10 protein-coding genes are annotated in these 10724 nt (G+C 67.6%); 4 read left to right on the forward strand and 6 right to left on the reverse strand.

Translation table 11 applies throughout. The features are described 5' to 3' along the window. Together E1261_RS38875 and E1261_RS38880 are read left to right on the forward strand one after the other, a co-directional pair. On the forward strand, positions 1–516 hold a 516-nt coding region (locus E1261_RS38875), incomplete at its 5' end, for a response regulator transcription factor (RefSeq protein WP_132414758.1). After that, complete coding sequence (locus E1261_RS38880; RefSeq protein WP_132414759.1) at positions 516–1811, forward strand: sensor histidine kinase; 1296 nt, start codon at positions 516–518, stop codon at positions 1809–1811. The genes E1261_RS38875 and E1261_RS38880, both read left to right, overlap by 1 nt. Here the strand turns inward: E1261_RS38880 and E1261_RS38885 are convergent. The 5 genes from E1261_RS38885 to E1261_RS38905 all read right to left on the reverse strand — a co-directional run bounded on the left by E1261_RS38885 (position 1808) and on the right by E1261_RS38905 (position 6099). Continuing rightward, on the reverse strand, positions 1808–2524 hold the full coding sequence (locus E1261_RS38885; protein ID WP_132414760.1) for an anti-sigma factor: 717 nt from the start codon (positions 2522–2524) through the stop codon (positions 1808–1810). The genes E1261_RS38880 and E1261_RS38885 overlap by 4 nt on opposite strands. Continuing rightward, positions 2521–3126 carry a sigma-70 family RNA polymerase sigma factor gene (locus tag E1261_RS38890; RefSeq protein ID WP_132414761.1) on the reverse strand — a complete coding sequence of 202 codons (606 nt, stop codon included), beginning with the start codon at positions 3124–3126 and terminating at the stop codon, positions 2521–2523. The genes E1261_RS38885 and E1261_RS38890 overlap by 4 nt, the downstream gene beginning before the upstream one ends. A 39-nt stretch (positions 3127–3165) precedes the next feature. Then, positions 3166–3828: a fasciclin domain-containing protein gene (locus E1261_RS38895; protein WP_132414762.1), complete on the reverse strand. Its 663-nt coding sequence runs from the start codon at positions 3826–3828 to the stop codon at positions 3166–3168. An 87-nt stretch (positions 3829–3915) separates the two neighbouring features. Further along, positions 3916–4749: a methionyl-tRNA formyltransferase gene (locus E1261_RS38900; protein ID WP_132414763.1), complete on the reverse strand. Its 834-nt coding sequence runs from the start codon at positions 4747–4749 to the stop codon at positions 3916–3918. 18 nt (positions 4750–4767) lie between these two features. Continuing rightward, positions 4768–6099: an aminotransferase-like domain-containing protein gene (locus tag E1261_RS38905; protein WP_132414764.1), complete on the reverse strand. Its 1332-nt coding sequence runs from the start codon at positions 6097–6099 to the stop codon at positions 4768–4770. A 62-nt stretch (positions 6100–6161) separates the two neighbouring features. On the opposite strand from E1261_RS38905, the gene E1261_RS38910 reads away from it, so the two are divergent. Both E1261_RS38910 and E1261_RS38915 read left to right on the forward strand, forming a co-directional pair. Next, complete coding sequence (locus E1261_RS38910; RefSeq protein ID WP_132414765.1) at positions 6162–6776, forward strand: DJ-1/PfpI family protein; 615 nt, start codon at positions 6162–6164, stop codon at positions 6774–6776. A 103-nt stretch (positions 6777–6879) separates the two neighbouring features. Then, the gene (locus E1261_RS38915; protein WP_132414766.1) at positions 6880–9366 is read left to right on the forward strand and encodes a X2-like carbohydrate binding domain-containing protein; all 2487 of its coding nucleotides are present in this window, start codon (positions 6880–6882) and stop codon (positions 9364–9366) included. On the opposite strand, the gene E1261_RS38920 is transcribed toward E1261_RS38915, so the two are convergent. After that, on the reverse strand, positions 9359–10690 hold the full coding sequence (locus E1261_RS38920; RefSeq protein WP_165952796.1) for an outer membrane protein assembly factor BamB family protein: 1332 nt from the start codon (positions 10688–10690) through the stop codon (positions 9359–9361). The two genes, E1261_RS38915 and E1261_RS38920, sit on opposite strands and share 8 nt — an antisense overlap. Between the last annotated feature and the right edge of the window lie 34 nt (positions 10691–10724).

Here is a 10724-nt window from a genome sequence, read left to right on the forward strand (position 1 = left end):
GATCTGGATGGGCGGGACGTGCTGGCGATGGTTCGTGCGGTGAGTGATGTGCCGGTGATCGTGGCGACTGCGCGGGATGATGACGCGAGTGTGGTGAAGCTGCTGGATGCCGGGGCCGACGACTACGTGATCAAGCCGTACAGCTCCGCCCAGATCGACGCCCGGATCCGCGCCGTACTGCGGAGGCTCGGTACCGATCAGCAGGACGTGACCGTGGACGTCGGTCCGCTGAAGATCGATCCGCGGAGCCGCGAGGTCACGCTCGACGGCAACCCGGTCGACCTGACCCGCAAGGAGTTCGACCTTCTGCTCGCCTTGTCCCGCAGGCCGGGAGCCGTGGTCAGCAAGCGCGAGCTGCTCGCCGAGGTCTGGGGCTTGCCGTGGGGTGGCGGAGATAGGACGGTCGACGTCCACCTGTCCTGGTTGCGCCGCAAGCTCGGTGAGACGGCCGCCGCACCGCGCCTGCTGCACAGCGTCCGCGGCGTCGGCGTGAAGCTCGCCGTCCTGGAGAGCTGATGCGACGCCGGATCCTCTTCCTGGCAGTCGGCCTGACCACGCTCGTCGTGATCGGGTTCGCGGTTCCGTTGATCGTTCTCCTCCGCAGTGCGACGGCAGAGGAGTCCAAGGAGAAGGCCCGCTACCGCGCCGAATCACTGGCCTACTACGTCGGCGACAAGGACAACACCAAAGAGGACATCACCGCCTACCTCCAAGGCATGACGGACGGCCCCGGCCGGATCGCGGTGCGGCTCGCCGACGGTACGACGCTCGGCCAGGCCCCGCCCGGTGGTGTCTCGGCACCCAAACCCACGCCGACCGATTACAGCGACGATCACAAAGGCCCGCCCAAGATCGGCGACCCCGACTACCGCGACATCAACGGCGGCCTGGCCGTCGAGATCGATGTCGGTACACCCCAAGGCCCCGCCTCGGTCTGCCTGTACCTCACCAGCGACGAGCTGTACGACGGTCTCACGCCGCGCATCCTCGTCGTGGCCGGCGCCGGCCTGCTCGTCCTTCTCCTCAGCATCGCCGGCGCCGAGCTCGTCTCCCGCCGCCTGGCCCGACCGCTGGAAGAGACAGCCAGTACGGCGGAGCGCCTGGCCGCCGGCGATCTCGAAGCCCGCGCCCCGGTCACCGGACCGGCCGAGGTGGCCAAGGTCGGTGCGGCCCTGAACCGCCTGGCCGACCGCATCGACGAGGTCATCGCCGTCGAACGCGAATCCGTGGCCGACCTGTCCCATCGGCTCCGCACACCGCTGACCGCCCTCCGGCTCCAGGTCGAGGCCCTCCCGGATCGCGAGCGTGCCGAGGAGCTCAACACCCAGGTCACCAACCTGGAACGCACACTGACCGCGATCATCAGCGCAGCCCGCAGACCGCAGCGCGAAGGCCGGGTCCCGCAATGCGACGCCGTCCAGGTGACCCGCGACCGCGCAGCCTTCTGGGAACCGCTCTTCGAGGACCAGGGCCGCGACCTCACTCTCGATCTGCCCGACCCACCCGCGATGGTCCGCTCGGCCTCCGAAGACCTGGCCGCCGCCCTGGACGCCCTCGTCGAGAACGTCGTCGCCCACACGCCCGACGGGACGGCGGCCCGAATCACCTTGCTGCGCACGGCAAACGCCGTACAGATCACCATCGCGGACGAGGGCCCCGGCATCCCGTTGGGCGCGGGGGAGCGCGGCCGTAGCGACCGCGGTTCGACCGGCCTCGGCCTCGACATCGCCCGCCGCTACGCCGAGGCCACCGGCGGCCACCTCACCATCCGCCGCAACGAGGTAGTCCTCACCTTGAAAGCAGGGTCTTAAAGCGCGATGGCGGCCACCGGGGTCGTTGTCGGTGCAGGCGAACCGCCGCGAGGTTCCTCGGTCAGCCCGAAGGTCGTCTGGCCCACCACACCACCCTGGATCACGGTCGCGAGGTCACCCGAGGTCAGGCCGATCGAGCGGGCCTTCTGCGAGGCATCCATCAGCCACAGCTGCCAGACCTTGCCACTAGGCGGCTTCCGAAGATCGTGCAGTACGACGACGACCGCGTCGGCGCGCGCGGACCTCACCACGGTCGCCTGCCCACCGCCGGTGATCCCGCCGTGCGAGGTCTTCGCATCCGGCTGCGCGAGGACCGCGGCCATCTGCCTGTTGACCTCGACCGCCGCGTTCTTCTCGCGGTACTGATCGACGGCGACCCCGCCCGCACCGGCGATCACGAGCGCTGCCGCGGCCAGCGCGAACACCGACCGGCGGCTGTAACGACGGGCAGCCACGGCATCCGGCGTACCGGCAACGACCGGCGGCAACTGGCGAACGTTCTCGATCGCCTTCAGCACATTGGTCTTCAGGTGCAGCGGCGGTGCTTCCTCAACCTGGGTGGCGAGTTTGATCGCGGCCTCCCGCAGCTCGGCTACCTCCGCGGTGCAGAACGGGCACTCGGCCAGATGAGCCTCGAAGCGGGTGCGCTCGTCGTCGGGCAACGCGTCCAGGACGTAAGGCCCGGTGAGCGTGTGAACGTCTGCTTCGGTCATGGCGTACCCCCCTTGGTGGTTCCGAGGCAGTCGCGGAGCCGGATCAGGCCGTCGCGCATCCGCGCTTTGACAGTAGGCAGTTTGGCGTCGAGCTGGTGCGCCACTTCCAGGTAGGTGTAGCCGTTGTAATACGCCAGCGTGATCGATTCTCGCTGCAGGTCGGTCAGCGTGCCGAGACAGCGCCGGACCTGCTCGGCCTCGAGCCTGGTGGTCACGGTGTCGGAGACCTCGTCGTAGTCGACCTCCGCGTTCCGCGCACCGACCAGCTCGGTGCGATCGCTCGCGGCCTGTTCGGAGCGGACCCGGTCAACGGCCCTGCGGTGGGCGATGGTCAGGATCCACGAGTGCGCCGAGCCCCGGGCGGCGTCGAAGCGGCTGGCGGTCCGCCAGATATCGATCATCACCTCCTGCGTCACCTCCTCCGACTGGGCCGGGTTGCGCAGGACACGCCGTACAAGGCCGTAGACCCAAGGGCTGATCCGGTCGTAGAGCGTGCTGAACGCCGCGGTGTCACCACCGGCGGTGCGCGCCAGCAAGTCGGCATCGGTCACACCTGGCCGGGATCCGTTCCCCGGCCAGGGGAGTGCGGTCGATTCACTCACGCGCTGTTCCTCTGTTCGACCTTCATAGTGGCGTACTACTCAGGCGGCCGGGGGCATCAGGACCGTGTCGATCAGGTACACGGTCGCGTTGGCGGTCTTCACGCCGCCACAGATCACGTTCGCGTTGTTGACCTTCAGGTTCTGGCCCGAGCCGGTGACGGTGACCTCCTGCTTCTCGGCCGTGGCGTGCTTGCCGACGACCGCAGTGGGATCGAGCTGGCCGGCCACGACGTGGTAGGTCAGGATCTTGGTGAGCAGGGGCGCGTCGGCCTTGAGGGTGTTGATGGTCTTGGCGTCGATCTTCTTGAAGGCGTCGTCGACCGGCGCGAAGACGGTGAACTCGCCCCCGTTCAGGGTCGAGACCAGGTTGACCTTCGGGTTCAGCTTGCCGGACACGGCCGCCACGAGCGTGGTCAGCAGCGGGTTGCCGGACGCTGCGGTCGCAACCGGTACGGCGGCCATCCCGTCGACCGAACCGGCGCCGCTCGGGTTCGCCTTGGCGTAGGCCGCGCAGCCCGGGCCTACGAGGCCGGCGGCGTTGTCCATCGACGGTTCGCTGGAGGGCGCGCTGGTCGGTGCCGAGGTCGGCTGGGAGGCCGCAGGGGTGTCGGCCTTCTTGTCGTCACTGCCACACGCGGCGGTCGCCAGAACAAGGGCCAGAGCAGTCGCGGCGAGGCCGGCGCGGACGATCTTACGAGACATGACGAACTCCTGAGGTGAGGGTTGTGAACTGTCACCCAGCACTTCGGGGCCGCTCCGCACCCGGATGGGTGCGAATCCCGGAAAGTTTCAGGCGGTTACCCGGACCACTCCGTCGCCGGACCGGATGTCCCAGCCGTCAGGATCCTTGGCCAGTACGGCGCCTGGCGCGCCCGTGCCGTTGCCCTCGGCAACTCTGACCGCGCTGACCACGACCCGCTCACCCTGGATGACCGCCTCCGCGCGCGGCGCCATGATGTTCAGGGCAGCCGCCTTGCGGATGATGGTCGCGCTGGGCTCACGGAAGTCGAGTTCGTATTCGGCCGGCTCGAACATCGCGGCGTACGACGAATTGCCGTCCTGCTGCACGACACCGGGATCACGCGCGAACGCCTTCGCGCCGGCCTCGTCGAGGGCGTCACCGAGCAACTCGAGCCAGGCGGCAAAGAGCGCCGGGCCGGTGAGTTCGGCGGGGAGTGGGGCCGAGCGCTGCGCCATGATCGCGCCGGTGTCGAAGGCGTTGTCGGTCCGATGGATGGTGACATCGACCGTGGTCGCGCCCTCGTAGATCACCCGGACCGGATTGGGACCGCGCCCGTTCGGCAGGCGGCTCGGATGCAGGTTCAACGCGCCGTACGCCGGGATCCGCAGAATCTCGTCCGGGATCAACCGCGGGAAGGCCGCCGACACCACCAGGTCCGGCTGCAACGCACCGATCACCGCGGCCGCCGTCGACTTCAGCTTGCTGGTCATCAACACGCCCGTCTCCGCGGACACCTTCTCGGCGAACGGGCTCGGCCCACTCCCGTACCGGTCCGTCGGCGGCAGCGTCACCACCAGCACGACCTCGTGCCCGGCCCGCTCGGCCCAGTCCGAGATGATCCGGTAGCTCGGCAGATACGAGCTCAGCGCGACGATCCTCATCCGTTTCCCCAATCCTGGTTATCGGTTGCCGTCCTGCTCGACTTCTTCCCGGACAGCCAGTACGGCGTTCTCCAGCTCGGCGAGTGGTACCGAACCGATCGCCAGCCGGAGCGCCTGCGGTACGACGGGTGTGGTGGCGTACGGCGCTGCCGTCGAGACCGCGACCCGGCGCCGAGCCAGTGCGGCCACGATCCGATCCGGCCGTGTGTCGGGCGGCAACGGCAACCACCGCACGTACGACGACGGATGCCCGATCGACGGTAGCTCGCCCAGCGCCGCGAGCGTGATGGCCTGCCGTTGCCGAGCGTCTGCGCGCTTCTGGACCTCAAGCCGATCGACCGTGCCGTCCTCGAGCCACCGGCAAGCGATGGCCGCGGTCACGCCCGGCGTCTGCCAGGTGGTCGCCATGATCACGCGCTCGATCGCCGGGACGAGCCGTTCCGGCGCGACGACGTGGCCGATCCGCAGCCCGGTCGCGACGCTTTTCGACAACCCCGACACATAGACCGTGAGTTCCGGCGCGAGCATCGCCAGCGGAGGTGGCGGATCCTCGGCCAGATACGCGTACGACGCGTCCTCGACGACCGCCAGTTCGTACCGCCGGGCGATGGCGACCAGCCGTTCTCGGGCCGCCGCGGGGAGCACCCAACCGAGCGGGTTGTGCACGGTCGGGATCACGTACAGCCCGCGGACCCGCCGCCGACGGCACAGCTGATCCAGCGCATCGAGGTCCACACCGGTGTCGCTGGCGGGAAGCGGCGCCAACTCCAGGCGCAGGGTGTGAGCCAGGACGACCATCCCCGGATAGGTGATGGCGTCCACCGCGATCACGTCACCCGGCTGGAACAACGCCATCGCAGCCACCGCCAGGCCGTGCTGAGCGCCGTTCACCATCAGCACGCGCTCGCGGCCGACGCTCAGACCACGCCGAAGCAGATGCTGCGCGACGGCTTCTCGGTCCTGCACCCGCCCTCGATGCGGCTGATAGCGCAGCAGCGACTCGAGATCACCGGCCGCCGCAAGCTCCCGCAACGCTCGCCGCAGCAGGTCGGCCTGCCCCGGCACCGAGGGGGAGTTGAAGAGCAGATCGATCGCATCGACAGCCACCGACAACTGATCGAACTCGTGGGCGGCCGAGAGGTCCCGGACGAACGTGCCCCGGCCCTGCTCGTTGCTCACCAGGCCCATCGCGGCGAGTTCGGCGTACACACGAGATGCGGTTACGAGCGCGATTCCCTCGGCTGTGGCCAGCTCCCGATGGGTGGGCAGCCGGGATCCGGCGGGCCGGCGTCCACTGCGGATCTGGGCTGCCAGTGCATCGACGAGTCGCTTGTACTTCGGCGTGCGCACACCGCATTGTATGCATGACAATTCTTGGATCGTCATGGTTCGACCGGCGTACCGTCGTGCGTATGCAGATCGCGATCCTGACCTTCGACGGTTTCAACGAACTCGATTCGCTGATCGCTCTTGGCATCCTCAACCGGGTCCGGGTTCCGGGCTGGAAGGTGTCGATCGCGAGTCCGACTCCGCAGGTGCGTTCGATGAACGGCGTCACCATCGATGCCACCATGGATCTCGGCGAGGCCTGGGGCGCCGACGCCGTCATCATCGGCAGTGGCAGCAAGACCCGCGAGGTGGTCGAGGACCTGGCCATCATGTCCGTACTGCGCGGGCTGGACCCCGAGCGTCAGTTGCTGGCCGCGCAGTGCTCGGGCGCTCTGGTGATGGCCAGGCTCGGGCTGCTCGACGACGTCCCGGCCTGTACCGACACGATCACCAAGCCGTGGGTCGTCGCGGCCGGCGTCGAGGTGCTCAACCAGCCGTTCTTCGCGCGCGGGAACGTCGCCACGGCCGGCGGTTGCCTGGCCTCCACCTATCTCGCCACCTGGGTGATCGCCCGGCTGCACAGTCTCGAAGCCGCCAAGGACGCGATGCACTACGTCGCTCCGGTCGGCGAGAAGGACGAGTACGTAGCCAGAGCGCTCCAGAACGTCACGCCGTACCTGATGCCTGCGCGGATCTAAGCGTTAAAGCGGTTCGGATTTCCTATCGGATCTTGACGGACTTACTTAACCCGATCAAGATTCCCATATCCTATCCGATCCGCCAGGCAGAAGGTCGCCGCTGATGACGAGATCCATCCGAACCAAGGCTGTGCGAGGCGTGCTTGCCACGATCCTCCTCGCCGCCCTCATTCCGACCGGTTCGACAGCGGTGTCGGCCGCGGCGCCGCGGCCGGGGCCGGGTGCCGTTCCGGACGCCGCTTCGCAGCAGGGCGCCGTACCGGCTGCTCCCCTTCCGTCCAACGTGACCGTCGCTCCTGGTGGGCCGGCGGGCGCGCAGGCGGACAAGCCGTACATGGGCTGGAGCAGCTACAGCATGCAGGTGTACGCCGGGAACGGCAGCACCTGGATCAACGAGAAGCAGATCACGGCCCAGTCCAACGCGATGAAGGCCAAGCTGCAGCCTTACGGCTACAACCGGATCAACATCGACGCCGCGTGGAACGGCGGGATCGACGGCTACGGCCGGCCGACCCCGAGCACGACGAACTACCCGAGCGGCTTCCAGAAGCTGATCGACCACATCCACAACAACGGCCAGAAGATCGGGATCTACGCGATCCCCGGGATCGGCCAGGAAGTGATCGACAAGAACCTACCTGTGTACGGCGCTCCCGGCTGCACGACGGGTGATCTGCCGGTGCGGCCGCTGGTGAAGGCCGACTACTGGGGGATCGGCTACAAGATCGACTTCTCCAAGCCCTGCGCGCAGAAGTACATCGACTCGATCGCGGATCTGTTCGCCTCCTGGGGCATCGACTTCCTCAAGTTCGACAGCGTCACCCCGGGCTCGGGCGTCAGCAACCTGACGCTGGATGCGCGTGACGACGTCAAGGCCTGGTCGACCGCGCTTGCCAAGCACAAGATCTGGCTCGAGCTGTCGTGGGCGCTCGACATCAACTACGCCGATTACTGGAAGCAGTACTCGAACGGCTGGCGGATCGACTGGGACGTCGAGTGCTACTGCGAGGGCGTCGCGCTGACCGCCTGGCCGAACATCAACCGGCTCTTCCCGAAGCTCGCCGATTGGTGGCGGCACGCGGGCCCCGGCGGCTGGAACGACCTCGACTCGCTCAACGTCGGCAACGGCCAGATGGACGGCATGACGAAGGACGAGCGCCGTACGGCGGCCACCCTCTGGGCCGTCTCGGCAGCGCCGTTCTACATCGGTAACGACATGACGCGGCTCGACCAGTACGGACTCGACCTGCTGACGAACCGCGAGGTCATCGCGGTCAACCAGGCCGGCCGGCCCGCTCGCCCGGTGCCCACCACGTCGAACCGGCAGGTCTGGTACTCGCTCAACGCCGACAGCAGCTACACCGTCGCCCTGTTCAACCTCGGCCAGACCGACGCGAACATGACGGCGACCTTCGCCGACCTCGGGCTGACCGGTTCCGCGAAGGTCCGAGACCTGTGGGCCAAGAAGGACCTCGGCACGTTCAACGGCAGCTTCACGGCGAACGACGTACCGATTCACGGCGCTCGGTTGTTCAAGGTGACGCCGCAGCAGAACTCCACGATCAAGGTCAACGACGACGACCTGCGGGTCTCGTACGACGGCGACTGGAAGCGGAACGGCAACTACGAGGTCCCGGCGACCTCCGAGCCGCTCAACGTCACGGTGTCCGACTCGGCCGGTGCCAGCGCCCCGGGCGCGGCCAACGCCGGCACCCGGACTCTTGAGATCAACAACGACAACTCGCAGATCGTCTACACGGGCTCGTGGAGCCGCAGTACCGGCCGTGGACTTGGCGACTACCAGGACGACGTCCAGTACTCCGAACAGAACGGTGACTCGTTCCAGTACAGCTTCGTCGGGAACGGCGTCGACTACGTGACCGAGACGCACAACTCGCAAGGCGAGGTGGACATCTACATCGACGGCCAGCTCAAGCAGACCGTCAACACCTACCAGGCCGAGGGGCGTGGTTCGCAGCAGGTCGTCTTCAGCATCTCGGACCTGCCGAACGGCGCGCACACGATCCGCGGTGTGAAGAAGTCCGGTCAGTTCATGCTGGTGGACAAGCTGAACATCCGTCAGGAGAGCCTGCTCAACCCGGACAAGGCGACCTTCAACAAGGCTGCGCCGGCCGATGTCAGCATCGAGATCGGTCGCGATCCGGGTGAACTCCTTGCCGTAGGCAACCTCGTGAAGGGCACCGACTACACCGTCGACGGTCGCACGGTCACCATCAAGAAGGAGTACCTCGCCAAGCTGCCGGTCGGGGCAACCGCTCTCGACTTCCGCTTCCGTGGCGACTACCGCGACGACGTCCATGCCGCCGCAACCAACGGCGCTGCCGTCTCCTTCACCTTCACCGGTACGGCGGTCTACTGGTCCACGGCCCTGGCCCCCGACCAGGGTGAAGCCGACGTCTACATCGACGGCAAGCTGGTCCGCCGGGTCAACCTGCACGGCGACGCCCGCGTCACCGACCGCCAGGCCTTCAGCGCCACCGGCCTGAAGAACGCCCAGCACACCCTCAAGATCGTGAAGGTCTCCGGCGAAACTCTCCGCCACGACACCGTCGCCTACACGATCAAGTGACGTTGAAGAACTGAATACGGTCGTCGGCTCCGGTGGACTGAGTGATCAGCCAGTCGGAGCCGAGGCCCAGCAGGTCCGAGGATCCTGACGCAGTCCACAGGACGTTGCCGGTGCCGGCGTCATTGACGCGGACGGCGGGGCCGGCAACCTCGTAGGCGATTCGATTGCCGAACAACGCGACCGCGCGGTCCTGGCCGGCGAGCATGGTCCGGGGGAGCTCGATTCGCCAGCGCTGGTTGCCGTTCGCGGTGTCCAGGCCGACCAGGTCGACCGCGTTCGAGAGCTCACCGGTCCGGATCACGAGCGTCCGGTCGTCCAGTCCGACGGGAACGCCTTGGACCGTGCTCGTCCAGCGGATCTTGCCGGTCCTCAGGTCGATCAGTGCCGGTGTCTTCTCCTCGGTCGGGAGCGCCAGCAGCCGGCTCGTCAATGCTGGATAGCCCGCCTGCGAGCCGTTGTCCCAGCGCTTGCCGTCCTGCTCCCAGAGCACCCGCCCGGTCCACACATCCTGCGCCGCGATCCGTCGTGTGCTGCCCGAATACCGTTCGTCCCACACGAGACCCAGCCGCCCGGTGGTCGGCGTCAGGCTCTGGTCCCTGGCCTCGAAAGTCTTGCCTGGCTTACCGGTTGCGGTGGCGAGCGCAGTCATCAGTCGCTCTTTACCCACCTCCCGGCCGAAGACGACGTACGGGGCGGAGGGGACGAGGTGCGGTTCGGCCAGACGGTAGTAGTGGCTGGTCAGCTCCGACCCCGGTGCATCGACCGCGGGACCCTCGCGGAACGGGAAGTCGGCGTACCAGCGTTCCTTGAAACTCGGCAACTGCAGGCCGCGCACCCGACAGGTCTTCCCTGCACAATCCGGTACGACGACCCAGTCCGCGGTGATCCCGGCGATCATGCCGTAGTGGGGATGCTTCTTGCGGTACCGGACTTTGCCGGACCGGATGTCCACGCCCTGGATCAGCTTGTCCTGCTCGATCAGCACGACCGCCTTGGTCACCGAAACCCGGGTGTCACCGCTCACCGGGACCTTCCACAACACCTTCCCGTCGGCCCGGTTCAGCCCGGCGACCAGGCGCAAGCCGTGAACGACAACGGTCTGCCCGAGAACAGTCGCGTTCTCGAACTGCCTCGCACCAGGAAGCGCCGCAGTCCACGTAGCCGGCCGCTGCGGCTCGGACGGCGTAGTCGGCACACTCGACGTGGGCGCCGTCGGCGTCGACGGAACTGGCGTCGACGGACCGGCGACCGGCTTTTCAGCCGCACAACCAACCAGCCCCAGCGCAATCACCAGACACCCAACCGTCGCAGTCAACCTCTTCACCCGGCCGATGCTAGACCGGAATAAGGTCCCAGCC

This window comes from Kribbella albertanoniae (assembly GCF_004348455.1).
Classification (GTDB): Bacteria; Actinomycetota; Actinomycetes; order Propionibacteriales; family Kribbellaceae; genus Kribbella; species Kribbella albertanoniae.

Bases quoted from the DNA above. Each gene is read 5' to 3' on its own strand.
- E1261_RS38880 (WP_132414759.1), top strand. From the start codon at position 516: ATGCGACGCCGGATCCTCTTCCTGGCAGTCGGCCTGACCACGCTCGTC.
- E1261_RS38885 (WP_132414760.1), bottom strand. From the start codon at position 2,524: ATGACCGAAGCAGACGTTCACACGCTCACCGGGCCTTACGTCCTGGAC.
- E1261_RS38895 (WP_132414762.1), bottom strand. From the start codon at position 3,828: ATGTCTCGTAAGATCGTCCGCGCCGGCCTCGCCGCGACTGCTCTGGCC.
- E1261_RS38900 (WP_132414763.1), bottom strand. From the start codon at position 4,749: ATGAGGATCGTCGCGCTGAGCTCGTATCTGCCGAGCTACCGGATCATC.
- E1261_RS38910 (WP_132414765.1), top strand. From the start codon at position 6,162: ATGCAGATCGCGATCCTGACCTTCGACGGTTTCAACGAACTCGATTCG.
- E1261_RS38915 (WP_132414766.1), top strand. From the start codon at position 6,880: ATGACGAGATCCATCCGAACCAAGGCTGTGCGAGGCGTGCTTGCCACG.